15 protein-coding genes are annotated in these 18,331 nt (G+C 63.1%); 1 reads left to right on the top strand and 14 read right to left on the bottom strand.

Features of this window, described 5'->3' with window-relative positions; genetic code table 11:
- Window positions 1-504 precede the first annotated feature (504 nt).
- The 6 genes from DXK94_RS10540 to DXK94_RS10515 all read right to left on the bottom strand — a co-directional run bounded on the left by DXK94_RS10540 (window position 505) and on the right by DXK94_RS10515 (window position 7,502).
- The gene (locus DXK94_RS10540) at window positions 505-1,536 is read right to left on the bottom strand and encodes a VOC family protein (protein WP_309544317.1); all 1,032 of its coding nucleotides are present in this window, start codon (window positions 1,534-1,536) and stop codon (window positions 505-507) included.
- Between the two features lie 158 nt (window positions 1,537-1,694).
- Window positions 1,695-2,609, bottom strand: a complete 915-nt coding sequence (locus DXK94_RS10535) for a LysR family transcriptional regulator (protein WP_181884799.1) — start codon at window positions 2,607-2,609, stop codon at window positions 1,695-1,697.
- Between the two features lie 524 nt (window positions 2,610-3,133).
- Window positions 3,134-4,519, bottom strand: coding sequence for an MFS transporter (locus DXK94_RS10530; RefSeq protein WP_115524937.1), 1,386 nt, complete (start codon window positions 4,517-4,519; stop codon window positions 3,134-3,136).
- An 89-nt stretch (window positions 4,520-4,608) separates the two neighbouring features.
- The gene (locus DXK94_RS10525) at window positions 4,609-5,838 is read right to left on the bottom strand and encodes an NAD(P)/FAD-dependent oxidoreductase (protein WP_115524936.1); all 1,230 of its coding nucleotides are present in this window, start codon (window positions 5,836-5,838) and stop codon (window positions 4,609-4,611) included.
- 15 nt (window positions 5,839-5,853) lie between these two features.
- On the bottom strand, window positions 5,854-6,177 hold the full coding sequence (locus DXK94_RS10520) for a 2Fe-2S iron-sulfur cluster-binding protein (protein WP_115524935.1): 324 nt from the start codon (window positions 6,175-6,177) through the stop codon (window positions 5,854-5,856).
- A gap of 29 nt (window positions 6,178-6,206) precedes the next feature.
- On the bottom strand, window positions 6,207-7,502 hold the full coding sequence (locus DXK94_RS10515) for a cytochrome P450 (protein ID WP_115524934.1): 1,296 nt from the start codon (window positions 7,500-7,502) through the stop codon (window positions 6,207-6,209).
- A 139-nt stretch (window positions 7,503-7,641) separates the two neighbouring features.
- Between DXK94_RS10515 and DXK94_RS10510 the strand changes: the two genes are divergently transcribed.
- The gene (locus DXK94_RS10510) at window positions 7,642-8,607 is read left to right on the top strand and encodes a LysR family transcriptional regulator (RefSeq protein WP_115524933.1); all 966 of its coding nucleotides are present in this window, start codon (window positions 7,642-7,644) and stop codon (window positions 8,605-8,607) included.
- A gap of 123 nt (window positions 8,608-8,730) precedes the next feature.
- On the opposite strand, the gene DXK94_RS10505 is transcribed toward DXK94_RS10510, so the two are convergent.
- From DXK94_RS10505 to DXK94_RS10470, 8 genes are all read right to left on the bottom strand, one after another.
- Window positions 8,731-10,701 carry an acetoacetate--CoA ligase gene (locus tag DXK94_RS10505; protein WP_115524932.1) on the bottom strand — a complete coding sequence of 657 codons (1,971 nt, stop codon included), beginning with the start codon at window positions 10,699-10,701 and terminating at the stop codon, window positions 8,731-8,733.
- Window positions 10,698-11,306, bottom strand: coding sequence for a cupin domain-containing protein (locus tag DXK94_RS10500; protein WP_220272971.1), 609 nt, complete (start codon window positions 11,304-11,306; stop codon window positions 10,698-10,700). The genes DXK94_RS10505 and DXK94_RS10500 overlap by 4 nt, the downstream gene beginning before the upstream one ends.
- A complete protein-coding gene (locus tag DXK94_RS10495; protein ID WP_115524930.1) occupies window positions 11,306-12,322 on the bottom strand; it encodes a fumarylacetoacetate hydrolase family protein in 1,017 nt (338 codons plus the stop codon). The genes DXK94_RS10500 and DXK94_RS10495 overlap by 1 nt, the downstream gene beginning before the upstream one ends.
- A 114-nt stretch (window positions 12,323-12,436) precedes the next feature.
- Window positions 12,437-13,288 carry an ABC transporter substrate-binding protein gene (locus tag DXK94_RS10490; RefSeq protein WP_115524929.1) on the bottom strand — a complete coding sequence of 284 codons (852 nt, stop codon included), beginning with the start codon at window positions 13,286-13,288 and terminating at the stop codon, window positions 12,437-12,439.
- Window positions 13,285-14,316 (bottom strand): fumarylacetoacetate hydrolase family protein, encoded by a 1,032-nt coding sequence (locus DXK94_RS10485; RefSeq protein ID WP_115524928.1) that lies wholly within the window; start codon window positions 14,314-14,316, stop codon window positions 13,285-13,287. Before DXK94_RS10485 ends, DXK94_RS10490 begins: the two co-directional genes overlap by 4 nt.
- A 29-nt stretch (window positions 14,317-14,345) precedes the next feature.
- Window positions 14,346-15,284: a VOC family protein gene (locus tag DXK94_RS10480; RefSeq protein WP_115524927.1), complete on the bottom strand. Its 939-nt coding sequence runs from the start codon at window positions 15,282-15,284 to the stop codon at window positions 14,346-14,348.
- A 49-nt stretch (window positions 15,285-15,333) separates the two neighbouring features.
- Window positions 15,334-16,836, bottom strand: coding sequence for a bifunctional 3-(3-hydroxy-phenyl)propionate/3-hydroxycinnamic acid hydroxylase (locus tag DXK94_RS10475; RefSeq protein WP_115524926.1), 1,503 nt, complete (start codon window positions 16,834-16,836; stop codon window positions 15,334-15,336).
- Between the two features lie 93 nt (window positions 16,837-16,929).
- Window positions 16,930-18,306, bottom strand: coding sequence for an aldehyde dehydrogenase family protein (locus DXK94_RS10470; protein ID WP_115524925.1), 1,377 nt, complete (start codon window positions 18,304-18,306; stop codon window positions 16,930-16,932).
- Window positions 18,307-18,331: the final 25 nt, after the last annotated feature.

The raw sequence follows: 18,331 nt of genomic DNA, 5'->3' as shown, positions 1-18,331 counted from the left end.
CGCTCGACGCCGGAATAGTCTCGGGTTTTGCACGACTGCCGCGCTCAGTGGTGAGAATTGAGTAGTTCCCAAGTGGCGAGGAAGTCAGACCTTGAGCCCTAAGGCCCTTGGACGAACAGGAGTCGATGCGGGGGTCTTCCCTGCTTGCCTCGTCCTTGAGTGAAAGCAACTGCGATAGGAGAAACAGTAACTCATCCGATACGGTGCGTCTAGTACGTAATAGGTTTTGGAGTTCTCCGTCTTCTCGCAGACAGGCTGGGAGAGAGTGCGTAGTTTGCGCCCCATAGATTTGCTTTCCCATTGCAGTTCCTGCCCACCGTCAAAGCTCAGGTGCGGGGAAATTCTGTTTGTGCACAATCGGGCAGTCTCATCGCGGGACACCAGGATGGCCCTGGCCCGCCCGGGTGGCGTGAAAACCAGCCGGGCGGGGTCGCATCGCGTGTATTTGCCGTATGCCAGCGAAATGAGCCGGCGGAGGGCAAGTCCGTGCGCCGCTGGCTCAGATCAGGGCTGAAGGACAGGATTTCGCAGCGCCGCCTGTTCGATAAGTTCGGCTTCGCTGCCGGGAACCAGGCCCTGCTCGGTAGCGGTCGGCGCCGCTGCCGGTGGGAAGGCTTCCAACATCGATTGCGGCAGTTCCCGGTTGCGGTAGAGGTCGTTTGCACCCAGGGCTGGAGTCCAGCGGTTTGGCTTCCAGTCCGGTACGTAGTTGCGGTATCCGCCGGTGTTAACCTCAATGCGCAGGCCGCTGGACTCCCGGAAGTAGAGGTAATCCTGTTCACCGATACCATGAACGCCGGGCCCGAACTCCATAGGCGTACCGTTCTCGATAAGGAGGTCAGCCGCGCGGGCCAGCTCAGCCTGGTTATCCAACCAAAAGGCGTAGTGATGAATGCGCCCTGGACGGTCGGAAGCATCCAGCAGGATTCCAAGATCGTGTGACTTCTCATTGGTGGTCAGGACCCCAAAGAAGGTGACGTCAGGGTTCTCCAGACCCGCGAACGCCATGATGCGGAAGCCCAGCGTCTCGTTGTACCACTTAGCAAATCCCTCAACGTCGGAAGCGGCGATAGTAACGTGGTCCAACTGGCGGGGTCCAATGCCCTGATTGCTTCTTTTAGACGGCCGGTCGGGGTATGTCGAAGCGAATTCGCCTTCGCCCTTGTAAAGGTCAACTTCCCAGAAAAGCTGCATGGTGTGGCCGTACGGTCCGGTGAAGACGTAGGAGCGCCCCAGGCCTTCTCCTGCGTCCTTCCATTTTCCGGCATATTCTGTGGCGTCCAGCCGGCTCGCGGCTTCCCGGAGGGCCTCCTCGCTGGAGGTGCGCCAAGCCATCGAGACCATTCCAGGTTCGTTTCCCGGAACCAGTACCACGCTGTACGCGTAGTAGTCGCCCCAACAACGCAGGTACACCTTGCCGTTTGCACGGTCCACGACGCGAAGACCAACCTGCTCTTCGTAGTAGCGGACGGATTCCTCGAGGTCGGTTGCGTAAATCTCGATGTGGGAAAGGTGTGCTAGGAGGTGGATCATCATCGATCCTTTCTGTGAGCCGTTATAGATCTTTCTTTTGCTTCTCTGCCGGCTATTACAGTCTGAGCGCGCCTGCGACTATTGGGAAGCGCCATTTTCCAATAGGCACTATTGCGAAATTTGATAAGCCGTGGGGTTTCTTAGTCGCCTGCGGGTGTCTTTTACTCTTGCGGGGGCGGCTTAAGCAGGGGCGCGCAGGCCAGTTCCAACTGCTGGCGGAACCAGCGGTGGGCGGGTTCATGCTCTCGGTCCCGGTGCCACCAGAACGCCTCCGAAAGCGCCGTCAAGGGGATGGGAGGGTCCACGATGCGGAGCCGGTTCGTTGTCTGGACTGCCCTCTGGGCCAAGGCCATAGGCATTAAGGCGGCCCTGTTGGATCCTTCAATCAGAGATGGAATGACAAAGAAGTTTGGGGTTATCGTGCTCACGACAGGGTCGACGCCGGCTATCTGCAGTTGCCGTGCAGCGGGAGTAAAGGCCCCTCTGCCACTGATCGTCATGATCCAAGGCATCGCCAGGAGCTCTTCTGGCGAGGGTCGCTCCCCCAGATGCGGGTTGTCGCTGGCGATTAGGCATGTCCATTCGTCAAGGAGGACGTCCACGTGCGGCTGTTGGGCGAGGTAGCCGTGTGGCAGCAGCATGCCATCCACGTCCTTGAGTGAATCGGGCGCGCCATCGACGTGACTGGGCAGGACGTGGTCGAATCGGATTCTGATTCCGGGAGCCAGGGAATCAAGCCACGGAAGCAGTTGGGTACCCACGCGCCAACTTGCATAATCCGTGGCCAGGATAGTGAACTCGTGATCACTGGTGGAAGGAGTGAACTCTGATTGGGCCCCCATGATCTGTTCGACAGACCTCAGGGCGGTAGGTAACTCTTCCTTCAAGCGCATGGCCAGAGGGGACAATGTGTAGATATTGCCTTCCCGCACCAGCAGAGGGTCATCGAAGTATCGACGAAGCTTGGCAAGAAATGTGGAAGCGGTCGGCTGACTCACATTCAATCGGATAGCGGCCGCGCTGACGTTGCGTTCCTCCAGTAACACACGCAGAGGCAGCAACAGATTCAGGTCCATCCCGGACGGGTCCATCCATGAGAGGACTGAGCTGACAAGAAATACCTCCCTGGCCCCGAAAGGCGGCGTGCTTTCATGACTTTATGCATCATCCCCGCCGGATCGATGCAGGGCAAGGCGCGATAGTCCGCCGCCAGCGTGGGTCGTCGTTCAGGTCGCCGTCGCTCCCGGGGGCGACGTGAAATTCTAAGCGTTCGGCATGCTGGGGAAACAACGCGCAATGGTATCGCGGACAGGCTACGCCAACGACGCCCTTCCGGCTGTCGTAACCCGACATTAAAATGCCCAAGGATTCAAGGAAGCAGTGCCCCAGCTGGGCGGCCGGCCGCAAGACTGATGGCTTCGCGGGCGCTGCTGGCTCCGTGCGTCGAGCATTTTGTCATGTCTTTCCCGCCCCTGCCGCTTGGAGTGGGTCTTTGTGTCCTGCAACTTTTGGGTTCCCAGCCGCTGCCTTCGACGGTCGGGCAACCTCCGCGCTTGAGCCGGGTGTCCTTCGGCTGGTCCTGACCCAAGCGCGGCTGAATCTAGTTGGTGCGGACTGGCTCACCCGTGACATCTACCTTGCGCCGGTCAAGAACGAGCGCCCCGACTTCCTGTTCGCCCTGGTTCCGGATGGAAAGGTCGATTCCCGACCGGTCCCGCACGAGGGAGACCGCTACGAGGGAAACAACCGTCATCCCGACGAGATACAGGGAAACGGCGTCTGTCCCGCCTGTCGCCTGGACCAGGGCTGTAGCAATCGTTGGAGCAAAGGCGCCGCCGAGGATCGCTCCCAATGCGTAAGAGATTGACACGCCGGAGAAGCGCACTGATGCGGGGAACATTTCCGAATAGAGGGCCGCCTGAGGGCCGTAAGCCAGTCCCAGGCCAATGGTGAATATGGTCATCGCGAGGTAGAGCATCGGCAGGGACCCTGTGTTAATCATCCAGAAAAGCGGGAAGCAGGCCAGCAGCTGGGCGGCGAAACCCAGGAGGTAGGTGCGTTTGCGGCCAATTCTGTCCGAGAGGTAGCCCGCGAGGTAGGTGAAGACGAGCCAGACGGCAGAACCGTAAGCGACGGCGATAAGCACGTCAGTGCGTTCGTGACCGACAGCGGGGCTGGACGCGTAGCTGGGGATGAACCCGCCGGTTGCCATGTAGCCTGCGGCGTTGTTTCCTGCGAAGATCAGGGCGGCGACGATCACGAGAAGCCCGTGCCGCCGGAACAGTTCCACGATGGGTACCTTGGGTTGTTTTTTGGCTGCTGCGATTTCCTGGAAGACGGGGGATTCGTCTACCGCCCGGCGTACGAAGTAGCCAACGACGATGAGGACGATGCTCAGCAGGAAGGGCACGCGCCATCCCCAGTCGAGGAAGGCTGCTCCCGGGGAGATGACACCGGTCATAAGCGCCGTGACGCCGGTGGCCAGCAGCAGCCCCAGCGGGACGCCCAGTTGGGGGAAAGCTCCTGCCCGTCCCCGGCGGTCGCTCGGGGCATGCTCAACTGCCATCAGGACCGCCCCTCCCCACTCCCCTCCGGCGGAGATGCCTTGCAAAATCCTCAGCAGCAGGAGCATGACGGGGGCGATGACGCCGGCGGTCGCGTAGGTGGGCAGGAAGCCGATCAGTGTGGTTGCCGTGCCCATGAGGATCAGGGTCATCACGAGCATGGCGCGGCGCCCGATCTTATCGCCGTAGTGACCGGCCAGGAAGGCGCCGAGGGGCCGGAAGAGAAAGCTGATGCCGACGGAGGCGAAGGACAACAGCAAACCGATGGATGCCCCGGCCGGTTCGAAGAACAACTCGGCGAACACGAGCCCGGCGGCCGTGGCGTAGATGAAGAAGTCGTACCATTCAACGGTGGTGCCGATGACAGTGGCGAAGGCGACACGACGTTGGTTCGCCGTCGAACTGTGGGTGGACGTGCTCATTTCTCTCCAATTGGGTGTGAGCGTGTAGCCCCACGGGAAACCCTGGGGATGGAACATGGTGCAGATCGGTTGGGATGGAGACGGATCGGTCAGACAGAGACGGGGCTGCTGGCAGCAGCCTTAAGGGTGAACCCCTCACTTTCTGCCTGGGTACGGGTGAGGGCGATGTCCGCGGAGAGCAGCTTGCGGGCTGCCATATGGTCAGCGGCGTTGTTGACCGATTCCACCGCCGCGAGGACGCCGTCCCTGAAGCAGAGGACGGAGAACTTTGCTGCCCTCTGGTCGCCCATAATGAGGATGTCGTCATCGGGCCGTGGGAGCCCGGCCATCTGCAACTTGTACGGGCCCTGGGTGGACCAGAACCACGGCAGCGCCGTGTAGGGGTTCTCAGCTCCCAGGATTGTACGTGCTGCATGGCGGGCCTGATCGGTGGCGTTCTGGACGGATTCCAGGCGCAAACGGCCCTGGGCATGTGCGCTGGGGAAACTGGCGCAGTCGCCGATTGCCAGAACAGCGGGATCCGCAGTGCGAAGCGTTTCGTCGACGACGATGCCGTTGCTGGTTTCGATGCCGCTGTCGGAGGCCAACGTGTCATTGGGCTGCACGCCGACGCCAACGAGCACGAGATCTGCCGGATAGGAAGCTCCTGTGGTGGAGATTGCCGCTCCGAGGCGGCCATCAGTGTCAGGCTCGAAGCGGTCGATGCCTTCGCTGAGGCGCAGGTTGACGCCTTGTGAGCGGTGGGCGGCAGCGAACCATTCGCTCATGGCCGGAGTCAGTGCCCGCCCCATCGGGCGTGGTGCGAATTCCAGGACGGTGACGTTGCATCCGTGTGCCAGGGCTGCTGCGGCAAATTCCAGTCCGATGAATCCGGCGCCGATGATCACGATGTTGCGGGCGGTGGGTAGTGCGGCGTGCAGTGCCTCTGCATCCGCCAGGGTTTTCAGTCCGTAGATGCCGGGCAGGGACACGCCTTGGCAGTTCAGCGTCCTGTTTCTGGCGCCGGTCGCGAAGACGAGGTGGTCATAGTCGAGTGAACCTTCGGTTGTCTGTACCTTGCGTTCGGCCCGGTTAACGGCGATGGCCCGGACCCCTTGATGAAGCGTGACGTTCTTGTCGAGGAAGAAAGTTGCACCGCGCAGCGGCAAGGGAGCCGCCTCCTTGCCCGGAGCGAGGTAGTCCTTCGACAGCGGCGGGCGCTGATAGGGCAGCCCTGATTCCTCGGCGATGACGTCGATCGCTCCTTCGTATCCTTCGGTGCGCAGCGTGTCGGCGACCTGCAGCCCTGCCTGTCCTCCGCCAATGATGACAACGTTCATGTCGCGTCCCCGCTTCTAGAGCTGGCCGGCAGGGATGTCGACGACGATCTCCGGCAGTTCTGCATCGATTTTGATCTGGCAGGCCAGCCGGGAGCTGTCGGTCCGCTCTGCGGTGGTGCAGTCAAGCATTTCGTCTTCGTCGTCGCTGATGCCGGGCAGCGCCTGCACATATTCGGGGCGGACGTAGACGTGGCATGTGGCGCACATGGCCTGGCCTCCGCATTCGCCAATGATGCCGTCAATGCCGTTGTTGACGGCGGCGCGCATCAGGGTAGTGCCTGCCTCGACCTGGAGGATCTGCTGGGTGCCGTTGGGCTGGGTGTAGGTGATGGTGGGCATCGTTGCTCCTTTAGTACTTGGGATTGCTTCTAGTTCCAGGTGACGGGCAGGCTGGTCAGTCCGCGGAACACCCAGCCGTCCCAGCTTTCATTCCGTCGCTCGTCGACGCGCAGTCCCGGGAAGCGCTTGTAGGCCATGGGTACGGCGATCTGGCCAATGGAGGTCTTGGCTGCCCAGTGCCCGGCGCACAGGTGGACGCCGCTGCCGAAGGCAAGGTGGGGGCGCTTGGGCCGGTGGATATCGAATTCTGCAGCTGAATCGCCGAAGTGGGCTCCGTCGTGATTGGCCGATGCCACCACAACGCCGATCCCGGCGCCGCCAGGGATATGTACTCCTTCGAGGACAGTGTCCCGTGTTGTTTCCCGGGGGTACATTCCGATGGGTGATTGCCACCTGACCGCCTCGTCAAACACTGATGCCCATAGTGCGGGATCAGCAAGGACCTGCTCGCGCTGCCCGGTGTGATTGCTCAAGGCCCAAACCATGTTGGTGACCATGTGCTGGGGCTCGTTCATCCCACCGGAAATGGTCAGTTTGACGTTGGCGGCAACATTGGAGGTGGGGAGGCCGCTATTGGCGAATGCGGACAGCATCGAGGCGTCCGGGTTCTGCCGGTAATACGGGATCAGCTCCTCCAACAGGCGGTCAGCCTCCGCGGTGGCGGCGTCACACCGGTCCCAGATGGACTGATCATTCAGAACGTTTCCCATGCCGGCGATGAAGGCGTGGGACCAGCGGCGCACCTGCTCCACGGACACGTCCTTCAAGCCCAGCAGATCAATGAGGTTCTGGGATGCCACCGGGGCTGCGTAATCCCGGTTCAGGTCTGCTTCCTCTGGCCCGAGGTCGGCGACGTTCTGAAGGTAGGTTTCTGCGTTGCGCTCAAAAACCGGTCCCCAGACTTCCTTGATGGACTTGGGGCGAAGAACAGGATTTACCGGCGCCCGGTCGAGCGAATGCTCCGGATCGTCCTTGCGCAGCATCGGCCGCGCGCCGATGGCCCGCGTCATCGTTGCGCCGGACACGTTGGCGCTGAAGATCTCCTGGTCCTGTTCAACCGTGTGGCAGCCGGCGTAATTCGTCACAAGGAACTTGTTAAGCTGCGGAACCCAGACGACCGGAGATTCGGCACGGAGACGGGCGTACGTCGGGTAAGGATTGGTTGCAAGGGCGGCCACGTCAACCCAGTCAGCCACAGGGTAGTCTGCGGCATCTTGCGAGACGGGAGTTGGAACCTTTCCCCCGTTGCCGCGGACCGGGACTGCTGTCAGAGGTGTGGTCTCTGCGTTCCCGTGGAACGGGCACTGGCCCGCTTGTGTGGTCATGTCTTGCTCCTACTGGCACGTCATTGTGTACACAGCGCTACTGGTACGTCTTGGTGTAACCAGTGTCACGGCAAAGCATTCCACAGTAAACTGCGGATATCAGAAGAACTAATTCGATTTCTTAGGAAAAGAGGCGGGAGTGCCTAAATTCACCTTCCGACAGCTCGAACTTTTCGCAGCACTGCCCGAACACAGCACCCTCGGGTCAGCGGCGCAGCGGCTGCACATCTCCGAATCGGCGCTCTCGCATGCCATCAGTGAACTGGAGGCGGCACTCGGGGAACAGCTGTGCATCCGCAGGAAAGCCAAGGGAATGCACCTGACGCCCACCGGACGCCACTTCGCAAAGCGGGCCGGGGAACTGCTGCGGGAAGCCAGCGTGCTGGCAGACGGATTGGGAGAGGTCCGCGGCGAGTTGAAGGGGCCGGTGGCGTTGGGTTGTTACACGGGCCTGGCAAGTAATGTCCTCCCCGCCGTGCTGGAGGGAATGGCAAAACTTCACCCAAAAGTTGACATCAGCATCACTGTGGGGGATCACTCCGAGCTGCTGCCGGCCCTCGAAGACGGAAGCCTGGACACCGCCGTCGTCTATGACATCGGCCTGCCGGTGGGCGTGGAGCGCAAAGTCATCTACGAGACTGAAGTTATGGCCGTCCTGGCCGCCGACGATCCTCTTGCGGGGAAAGGCGACATTGAACTGGCAGATTTGGCTACCAGGCCGCTCATCATGCTCAACACCGCACCCAGCACGGAATACACGCAGTTGATGTTCTCCCAGCGCGGACTCAAACCACAGCTCGGGGCGGTAGTCCCCCAAATCGACCTCGTCCGGGCAATGGTCGGGCGGGGGCTGGGGTATAGCCTGCTGATGTCGCGGCCCAACCAGATCCCCGTTTCAAGCGAAGGTAAGGGGCTCATCACCAGGCACCTCCGTCCCCGCGCAGGCCAAACCTCCGTGGTCGCCGTGTGGCCCAAGGAAGCAGTCCTCACGAACCGGGCGAAGGCCGTTGTGCAATACGCTGTTGAGGTCCTGGATGCAGCGAACCCCGAGGGAACCGGTGATCGGAATTCGCGGGCTGGCGGACCACAGCTTGGGGATGCATAAAAAGGGATTGCCTCCGACGAGACAATCCCTTTTTATGCCTGAGCGGGCCTGACCGCGCTGGCGCAGGTCCGGCTCCTCCGCTCCCCCACGTCCTTAATGCCGGTAGGACCGCAGCAGTACTGCTTATGGAGCTACTGCCTGACGGCTAAGGGCAAAGCTGGCATAGTCTTCCAACAGGGCGGCGTTATCCACGGACCCGGGATCCGCGACGGTTTCCAGCCGCGCCCCCTGCAGAAGCCGCTTTACGGGGACTTCCAGCTTCTTTCCGGTGCGCGTATGCGGAATGCCTGGCATGAACACAATGTCATCCGGCAGGTAGCGAACGGACAGATTCTCACGGATCGATCTGGTGATCGCATCGCGAGCGACGCTCTGGTCAGCACCCTCGGCCAGGTGGACGAACAGTGGCATGTAGTAATCAGTGCCCAGTTCCGCGCCGACCACCAGGGCCTCGGCGACTTCCTGCAGTGATTCCACTACGGCATAGATATCCGCCGATCCGAGCCGCAGCCCATTGCGGTTGAGAGTGGAGTCGGACCGCCCGTGGATGAGGATTCCCTGGAGCGTGAACTCGATGAAGTCCCCGTGCCGCCACACCCCCGGATACGTCGCGAAGTAGCTCTCGTGATACCGGCTGCCGTCATCGCCCCAGAAGCTCAGCGGCATCGAAGGCATTGGCTGGGTCACCACCAGTTCGCCTTTACCGCGGGTGGGATTGCCGGCTTCATCCCAGGACTCCACGCGCACCCCGAGGGCCGGTGCCTGAATGTAGCCAACATGAACGGGCAGCGTCGGTGATCCTCCAACAAAGATGGAGGCGATGTCGGTACCGCCGCTCATCGAATTCAACCAGATGTCCCCCACGTTGCCGTAAGCCCAGCGATAGCCGTCCGCGGAGAGGGGCGAACCCGTGACCTGGAGGGACTTCAAGGCGCCCAGGTCATGGTCAAGCATGGGCGCCAGGGACGCCTTGGCGCAGGCATGGACGAAGCCGGCTCCGACGCCCAGGACCGCGACCCGCTCTGCTGCGGCAACCTGCCACACGCGGTCCAACGAGGGGAACGTCGGGTTCCCGTCAACGAGCACAGCCGTGGCGCCGACTCCCAGCGCGGAGACGAGCGAGTTCCACAGCACCCAGCTCGTTGAGGCGACGTTGAGGTAGCGGTCCCCGGGGCGCAGGTCGGAGTGGATGAGGAGCATTTTCATTTCCTCAAGCAGCGCCCCGCCGTGGCCGTGCACGATGCCCTTGGGAATGCCTGTCGTCCCAGAGGAGAACAGGACCCACAGGGGGTGGCTGAACTCGACGTCCGCGAATACAAGCTCCGCTGGTTCGGCGACGGCCTGCTTCCACTCCATGGCCGGAACCTGGGTCGGGATACTTGGAATGGAGGTGTGCCGCCCCACCCAGATGATGTGCTCGAGCGTGGGGAGCTGGGCGATGATCTCCGCCAGCTCACCACGGCGGTCCCGGTCCTTCCCGCCGAGCCGGTAGCCTGGCGCGGCCAGGAGGACCTTTGGGTCGAGCTGCGCGAACCGCGTCACGATCGCTCCCGGGCCGAACTCGGGCGCACAGACGGACCAGATGGCGCCGACCGAGGCGGTGGCGAGCAGCCCGACGACGGCTTCGGCAACATTGGGAAGTACTCCAACGACCCTGTCCCCCTGGCCCACACCACGGGCACGAAGGTGCGCAGCAAGGGAGGCCACCTCCTGCCTTAGGACGTCCCAGGTGACCTCCTCGCGCGTCCCGTCCTCCGCGATCCCGATCAGTGCGGTCCCCTCGTGGCCCTCCAGCAGGTGCCTGGCAAAGTTGAGGGTGCGTCCCGGAAACCAACGCGTGCGGGGCATTGGCTCGCCGGTGCATACCGGCCCCGCCACCCCACCAAGACCGATACCGGCAAACTCGGTGAACAGTTCCCAGAATTGCTCGGGCTCATCCACCGACCACTGCCACAGCTCCTCGTATCCGGCACCGATCTCGATGCCGTGGCTTGCCAGGAAAGCGGCGAATCGACTGATGCCGGTCTCGGCCGTCGACTTCAGGTCGGGCTGCCAGATCACCTCGCCGTCCGCGGCCTGCGGATTGGTGATCATGCCCGCTCCAAGTGCCGGGAGGCCTTCCTGCGCTGCTCAGCAATCTGTGCTGCGGTGAGCGGTTCGGTTCCGATCAGTACGAAGAGAACCCTGGCGGTCTGGTCAGTGCGGTTTGACCACGCGTGGCTGGTGGCGCGTTGCACGGCCACGTCGCCGGCGCGCATGGTTGCCTCACCGTCGTCGACCAGCAAGGTGATTTCACCCTGGAGAACGACGGCGTAGTCCAGCGAGTCCGTGCGGTGGAACCAGAAATGCTTGGAGCCGCTGTGCTCAGCCCCCGCTTCGGCCTCGTCATGTCCGTCGAGCTCGCTGAAGATCACTGAGCCCGCCTCGTCCGGATACACGGAGTCCGGCGGAAAGTCGGCGATGCGCAGGATCGTCTGGCCCGGTGCGGGGAAGCTGGGAATCTCGGCGTCGGCGCTTGCCGGATCCTCGTCAGTAACGTGGTCGATCTGCCCGGCTTCGGTCAGCCAGGGGACGGTGGCACCGAATCCGGGGATCAGGTCCGAGGACCAGTGGTTGGGGGCCGCTCCGTCCGAGAGGATGATGGCGCGTCCCTGGTCGTCGTGTCCGGTGACGATGCGGCGGACTGGGGGCCGGGTCATCACGCCACCCATTCGTCGTGCGGGTAGGTGCGGGGCTCGGGCCACCAGGGCGCTGTGTGGCGTTCGGCGGAAATCGGGGTGCGCAGTGTGCCCACACCCTCGAGTTCGAGTTCGATAACGTCGCCGGGCTGCAGGAATGTGCCGATCTCCACTCCTGCGCCGAAGCCCATGGTACCGGACCCGATGAGGTCCCCTGGCTGCAGGCGGTCGGAGATCGAGACGTAGGCCAGCAACTCCGCCGGGGTGTAGACGAAGTCCTCGACCTTGGTCTCGGAGAGGACTTTCCCGTTGACACGGACCTGGCCGCGCAAGCCCTCGATCGAATCGATTTCATCCATCGTGGTGACCCAGGGGCCGATGCCGTAACCAAAATCCTTGCACTTTTGCGGGCCCATGCCGATGGCCATTTCGGCGCCCTGGATATCGCGGGCGCTGAAGTCGTTGAAGACGGTGATGCCGAAGAGATGCTCCATCGCCGTGTCCGGGGTCAGGTCGCTGCCGGACTTGCCCACCACGTACCCGATTTCGAGTTCCCAGTCCAGGGCCTCCGTGAAGTCGGGGTAGGGCAGCTCCTGGTTGTGCCCGTAGGACATGGCCGTGGTGGCCTTGAAATAACCCGGCCGGTCGTAAATTGACCGGGCCGGCTGGGCCTTGGCGACGGTACGGTGGAAGTTCTGGATGTGCTGCTCGAACGTCAGGCCGTCGCGTATCACCGGCGAGTCGACGGCCGCGCGCCAGGACACTTCGTCGATTCCGTACGAGGCGTCGTCTGCGGCGGCCAGCGCGTCGTGGGCCGCGTCCAGGAAAATCGCACCTCCGCCGATTCCCGCAGCCAGGCTTCCTGGCAGGACCGCCAGGGCCAGCGCCCGGGCCCGGTCAGGGTCGGCGGCCTTGCGCTGAAGGGTCAGGGCGTAGGCGCGTGCCAGGTCGATGACCCGCCCGTGTTCGGGTTGGGCCGCGACAAGCCGGATCTGTTCGCCGTCGGGTGTGGGCACTGCTATCCGTCCCAGTTTCATGGTTACTCCTAAGTCCTATTCATACGATACGTACAGTATCGCATTGGTTTGTTGGGGGTGCAATGGGCAAAACCCGGGCGGTTGGTGGCGTGGGCAGCGCGGGTTGTTTTGAAACTACGCCTGCCCGAAGGAGGGCTGTGCGGCCCTGAGCAACGGTTCAGAGTCGCAGAGCTGCTCCAGTGCGATGGTCCGCGGCAGCATGTCCAGGCTTTGCCGTATTCCGGTCAGCAGCTCCAGCCCTCGAGGATCCACCGCAAGCGTTCGTGCCCGTGAGTGCCAGGCGCTTGCTGCTCCGGTCTGGTAACCGCAGCGTTCCAGCAACTCGATGCCCTGCGCATCCGGCATCAGAGCGCCGGCTTCCACCCCGCCTGCCAGGGCTTTGAGGTAGCGTTCCAGTTCCTCGGATTCGAGGATGTCGGCGCGGACCACCAGTCCTTGGCCCGGCAGTTCCGGCAGCCATGCATTGATGTCGACTACGCGGGCGAACCCTGCCTTTTCAGCCAGTTTGTCGAACGGCGCCCCCAGCAGCGTCGCGTCCACGTCGCCGTTGAGCAGTGCATCAAGGCGTTCGCGCACACCACCGACCACTACGTAATCCACCTCGACGCCGGCGTCCCGCAGCAGGCGCTTGGCGATGAGCGCGAAACCGTTGTTGGGAGCGTCAACCGCGAACCGGCACCCTGCCAGGTCCGCCAGTGTTTCCAGGCCGCCGCGGGCATGGATGCCCAGTGGCGTGGTGGCCTCGACCTGGGCCACCAGGCGCAGGTCGGCCCCGGCCAGGGTCCATTCGAACAGGTTGTCGATTGCCGTGACGACCATGTCCTGTTCCGCGGCGAGCAGGGCCCGAAGCTGCTCGGCGCTCGAGGTGGTCCGGGTCAGCTGCACCTGGGATCCCTGCAGGTATCCCAGGTCTTCGGCCAGCAAATAGGATACCGGCGCGACAAAGTGGCTCTGGCGCAGGGTCACCGGGCAGCTCCGCCGGCCGCGGCGACAGCGACTGGCCGATCAACATACCAGGGAGGCAACTGCCCGCTGGGCCCGCGGACCTTCGAACGTTGGGTACCGAGTCCGCTGATCTCCGCCTCCATCACGTCACCGTCCTGCAAGTAGCGGCCCCAGTGAGAACCGTTGCCCGCCGGCGACCCGGTAATGAGGACATCCCCGGGCAGCAATACCGCCACCGAGGAGGCGTAAGCGATCAGGCTTGGGATATCAAAGAGCAGGTCATCGGCCAGGGCATCCTGCATCAGATTGCCGTTCAGGCTCAAGCGGATCCGCAGCTTCGCCGGGTCCGGGACGAACCGCGTTGGCACTAGGTAGGGGCCCGTGGGGAAGAACGTGGGCTGGTTTTTGGCGCGAAACCAGTCGGTACCCATCATCGCGATGTCGTTACGCGGGACCAGTGTGCGGGCGGTGATGTCATTGACGATGGTGTACCCGGCCACGTAATCAAAGGCGTCGTCGGCCGAGACCCGGTGGGCCCTGCGTCCGATGACCACCCCGAGTTCCAGTTCCCAGTCGACGTTGCCGCCCACATCCGGCAACTGCACCTCGTCATAGGCTCCGCTCACTGCCGAGGGTATTCCGGTCCAGACATACGGATCGCCCGACCGGCCCCGCTCATCGATTTCGGCCGCAGCGTCCGCTGCCAGTTGCGCTGCGTCGGCACCTTCCTTGCCAAGCTTGTGGGCCACACTCATCTGCAGAACGTGCTCGCGGTAGTTTGCCCCTGCAGCGATGATGCTGCCCACAGGCTGCACTGGTGGCAGCACGTTCAGCCCTTCGAGCGGACGGGCGCCTGCCGCGGCCGGGTCGATGGACACGAGCACATCCAGGTGCGCGTCCCAGTCGGCGAAGAGATCACCGATGCGGGAAATTCCCGGCAGCACGGTGCGCAGGTCAACAACCTGGTCCCCGAAGACCGCCCCGGGGAACTGTTCCCCGGCGGTTTCGAACGTGCCCAGCGCGAATTCGTTTACTCGCTTTTTTTCCATGAATCCTCCATTAGTCACCATCGTGGTCGTTATACCGGCGGGGCGACGTACAGGCCCTTGTCCTGGTCGTTAAACATCTCGCGTGCGATGAATTCGTCCATATCGCCCCCGGTTCCCCACTGGTCAGAGGTCTCAGGGTCACGCGTATCGAAAATGCTGGGGTGCCACGTGTCCTCGTCCACCGAGTCCAGCTCAGTGGTGAGCTCCATAGTGTTTCCGTTGGGATCGTGGAAGTACGTGAAGGTGTTGTCCCCGGCCTTGTGGCGGCCAGGGCCCCAGATTTTCTTGAACCCCGAACGCAGCAGCCTGCCGCTGCCGCGCATGTACTCGTCAATACCGCGCAGCTCAAAGGACGCGTGCTGCAGCGAAGCGTGCGGGCCGCGGGAGATGGCGATGGAGTGGTGCTGGGCGTTGCAGCGCAGGAAGTAGAACAGGTCGCCCATGTGCGGGTGCTTCAGGGTGTCGGAGAGACGGAAGCCCAGGTGCTGCTCATACCAGGCGCGCATTTTCTCGGGCTCGGGCGAGTTGAGCACCACGTGGGAGAGCCGCACCGGAATCGCCTCGCGTTCCTCGATCTTGCGGTGCTTGCGCACTTCGACATCTGAGGAGACTTCGATGGTGCGTCCTTCGAGGTCGAAGAAGCGGAAGCCGTATCCCCCGCCAAGGGTCTTGACGTCATCGGGTTCCCCGATGAGCTTGACGCCTTTGGCGATGAGGTCCGAGGCGAGTTGGTCCACTGCGGCCTTGTCCGCTGCGCCGAACGCGACCATGTCAAGGCGCTTTTCCTCGGCCTTACGTACGCGGACCGAGTACTGTTCCGGTGAGCCTTCGGCGGCGAAGTAGGTCACGTCGCCGTCGTTCTCCATCTCGGTGAGTCCCCAGTGGTTCTTGTAGAACTCAACCTGCTTTTGGTAGTCAGGCACCGCGATGTCGAAGTGCCTCAGGTGTGTGATCGGGCTGAATGCCATGATGGGCTCCTGTATTTCCGTCCGTCTGGTGTGGTCTGTCAATGTGGGTTTAGAGGGGTGCCGGGACGTCGCGGCCAAGGCTCGGAATGCTGGAAATGAGGCGCTCGAGCGCCTCGGGGGTGTCTCCGAGGCCAAGGATGTAGCGGTCGGGGCGGACGATAACGGCCTGGGCGCCGGTGGCTGCAAGGATCTGGCCCACCTTGGCCGGATCGAACAGGACCACGATGTCGTCGTTGTCCTCGAGTTGTTCTCGCGCTGGTGCCGGGATGGCGGAATAGATTTCGTGGGTTGTTGCCACCAGGAAACGGCTGCCCACCATGTCATCCAGGCGCACCCCGTCACTGAGGATCGGCTGAATGGCGAGCCTGCCGGCACGTTCATCGGTGCCACCTTCGTGCAGGCCCGGACCCAAGGCGGGGGATACCGGTGCCGACGCGGCGGGGTTTGCGCGGATGAAGGCGTCACGCTGCTTCGCGACTTCGGCGTCGGTTGTCTGCATGAAGCCTGCGGCCCGGGTTGCCTGCTCGACCCAGAACCGTGCATGCGGCATCCGCTCATTTTCGTAGGTGTCAAGCAGGCTCTCGTCGGCCGCCCTGCGTTGGACCGCGCTCAGCTTCCACACCAGGTTTGCCACGTCGCGTATTCCTGCGCACAGGCCCTGCCCAAAGAGCGGTGGCGCCTGGTGGGCAGCGTCCCCGGCCAGGAAGATGTTCCCGGCGCGCCACTGGCGCGCGATGCGGCCACGGAAGGTATAAATGGCCAGCCGGTCTGCAGTGAACTTATCTGTCGGCAGCACACCGTGGCTGATCCTTGCAACCCCCGCGGGAGTCGCTAGTTCCTCGGGGTCATCCCCCGGCATCAACATAAACTCCATCCGCACGCGCTTGCCGGGGAGCCGGATCCATAGGGCGGGCCGCGTGTGATGGCCCAGGAAGATCATGTCCGAGGACAGGCCGGGGCCTTCTTCCAAAATGCCGTCCGCGACCAGCCACTGCGCATCCTCGCCCAGCTTCTCGCATTCAATGCCAAGGGCCTGGCGGCTGGGTGAACGGGCCCCGTCTGCTGCGATGGCCCAGCGGGCGCGGATCACTGATTCCGCGCCATCAGATTCGCGCACGGCTACTTCTACGCCCGGTCCCTCATTGCGCACGTAAAGGACGGTGGTGCCTCGGCGGAGCTCGACGCCGGGAAGTTCTTCCACTACTTCCCGCAGCAGGACCTCGATGTCGGGTTGGTGGAAGGTGAGGTCGTCGTGCCAGGCCTGGGTACCGAATTGACCCGTGGGCACGGACACCAGGACTTCCCGCTCCTCGTTCTCGATGTGGAAGGAGGACATCGGCAACGTGGCCTCGGCAAAGCGCTCCGCGACTCCCAGCGATTGGAGGGTGCGGAAGGTTTCGCCATCAAAGTGCACGGCGCGGGCGGTCGGCCAGACCTGGACATCACGCTCCACCCCGACGGCGGTCAGCCCTGCGCGCCCCAGCAGGGCCAGCGCAGTGACTCCTACGGGCCCGCCACCGATTACTACTACGTCGACGTTGACGTCAGTCATCTTGCTCCTTCAAGTTCAGTACGTATCGTTTCGGATAAAAGTAACATGCATCACGTAGTCCTACAAGGGTTTGTGCAGGGCCTTGGGTTTGGTTTAGGCCTTCCAGACGGTCTTGAGGTTGCAGAACTCCCTGATGCCGTCCGCGGCCAGTTCCCGTCCAAACCCGGAGCGTTTGATCCCGCCGAACGGAAGCTCCTGGTAGGAAACTGTCATGCCATTGATGAACACCGCCCCTGCGTCCAGATTCGCTAGGAACCACTCCTCTTCCTGGGCGTCGGCGGTCCACACTGAACTGGACAGGCCAAAGCGGGTCTGGTTGGCAATCCTGAGAGCATCCTCGCGGTCCCGGGCGCGGTACAGCGACGCGACGGGGCCGAAGGCCTCCTCCTGGATGATCCGCATCTCGTCACTGAGCCCGGCCAGCACTGTGGGGGTGTAGAAGAAACCGGGGCCTTCCGGAATTGTCCCGCCGGTCAACACCTGGGCGCCGAGGGCGCGGGCGTCCTCGACGAGCTCGGCTAGCTCGTCGCGTCCGGACAGGGTGGCGAGCGGCCCCACCTGGGTTGCAGGGTCCAGCGGATCCCCGATGGCAAGCTCGGACATCAGCTTCACGAATTCGGCAGTGAATGCCTCATAAATCTCGGTGTGCACGATGAAGCGCTTGCCGGCGATGCAGGATTGGCCATTGTTGCTGATCCGGGCGCGCACGGCGGTCGCTGCTGCCTCGGCGACATTGGCTGAGGGCATGACAATGAAGGGGTCTGAGCCGCCGAGCTCCAGCACGGATTTCTTCACGTTGTCCGCGGCGATGGACGCCACCGAGCGCCCGGCCGGCTCGGAGCCGGTCAGGGTGACGGCCTTGACCCGCTCGTCAGCCAGGACGGCAGCCACCCCGGACCCGCCGATCAGCAGGGTGCGGAAGGAGCCGATAGGGAACCCCGCCCGTTCGAAGAGTGTGTCGAGGAAGAGCGCGGCCTGTGGCACGTTGGAAGCATGCTTGAGCAGGCCGGAGTTTCCGGCCATAAGCGCCGGGGCCGCGAACCGAATGACCTGCCACAGCGGGTAGTTCCACGGCATGACGGCCAGGACCGTCCCCAGCGGCTCGTAGCGGGTCCATGCCCGGCTCGCCCCCACCGACGACGGGTTCCCCACGGGGGCATCGGCCAGGAATTCCTCGGCCCGCGCGGCATAAAACCGCATGGCCTTGACGCACTTGTGCACCTCGGCGATTGACTGGGCAATGGGCTTACCCATTTCAACGGTGACCAACTCGCCCAGGCCCTCCGCCTGTTCCTCAAGGAGTCCGGCTGCGGCGAGCATCCACTGCGCGCGCTGCGCGAAGCTTGTCCCCCGTAGAACCTTCGCTGCTTTGGCGGCTTCCTCGATGCGTTCCCGGACCTCCTCCGCCGTGTGCGGCTCAACGATCATCTCGGTCGCTCCGGTGGTGGGGTTGACAGTTGCGATTGCCATATTGGGGATCCTCTTCCTTGAGACG

Source organism: Arthrobacter sp. RT-1 (assembly GCF_003367205.1).
Classification (GTDB): domain Bacteria; phylum Actinomycetota; class Actinomycetes; order Actinomycetales; family Micrococcaceae; genus Arthrobacter.
This window is presented reverse-complemented; position numbering and strand designations above follow the sequence as displayed.

What these genes read in the sequence shown, in the direction of transcription:
- DXK94_RS10540 (WP_309544317.1), bottom strand. Translation starts at nt 1,536, where the DNA reads ATGATGATCCACCTCCTAGCACACCTTTCCCACATCGAGATTTACGCA.
- DXK94_RS10535 (WP_181884799.1), bottom strand. Translation starts at nt 2,609, where the DNA reads ATGGACCTGAATCTGTTGCTGCCTCTGCGTGTGTTACTGGAGGAACGC.
- DXK94_RS10530 (WP_115524937.1), bottom strand. Translation starts at nt 4,519, where the DNA reads ATGAGCACGTCCACCCACAGTTCGACGGCGAACCAACGTCGTGTCGCC.
- DXK94_RS10525 (WP_115524936.1), bottom strand. Translation starts at nt 5,838, where the DNA reads ATGAACGTTGTCATCATTGGCGGAGGACAGGCAGGGCTGCAGGTCGCC.
- DXK94_RS10520 (WP_115524935.1), bottom strand. Translation starts at nt 6,177, where the DNA reads ATGCCCACCATCACCTACACCCAGCCCAACGGCACCCAGCAGATCCTC.
- DXK94_RS10515 (WP_115524934.1), bottom strand. Translation starts at nt 7,502, where the DNA reads ATGACCACACAAGCGGGCCAGTGCCCGTTCCACGGGAACGCAGAGACC.
- DXK94_RS10505 (WP_115524932.1), bottom strand. Translation starts at nt 10,701, where the DNA reads ATGATCACCAATCCGCAGGCCGCGGACGGCGAGGTGATCTGGCAGCCC.
- DXK94_RS10500 (WP_220272971.1), bottom strand. Translation starts at nt 11,306, where the DNA reads ATGACCCGGCCCCCAGTCCGCCGCATCGTCACCGGACACGACGACCAG.
- DXK94_RS10495 (WP_115524930.1), bottom strand. Translation starts at nt 12,322, where the DNA reads ATGAAACTGGGACGGATAGCAGTGCCCACACCCGACGGCGAACAGATC.
- DXK94_RS10485 (WP_115524928.1), bottom strand. Translation starts at nt 14,316, where the DNA reads ATGGAAAAAAAGCGAGTAAACGAATTCGCGCTGGGCACGTTCGAAACC.
- DXK94_RS10480 (WP_115524927.1), bottom strand. Translation starts at nt 15,284, where the DNA reads ATGGCATTCAGCCCGATCACACACCTGAGGCACTTCGACATCGCGGTG.
- DXK94_RS10475 (WP_115524926.1), bottom strand. Translation starts at nt 16,836, where the DNA reads ATGACTGACGTCAACGTCGACGTAGTAGTAATCGGTGGCGGGCCCGTA.
- DXK94_RS10470 (WP_115524925.1), bottom strand. Translation starts at nt 18,306, where the DNA reads ATGGCAATCGCAACTGTCAACCCCACCACCGGAGCGACCGAGATGATC.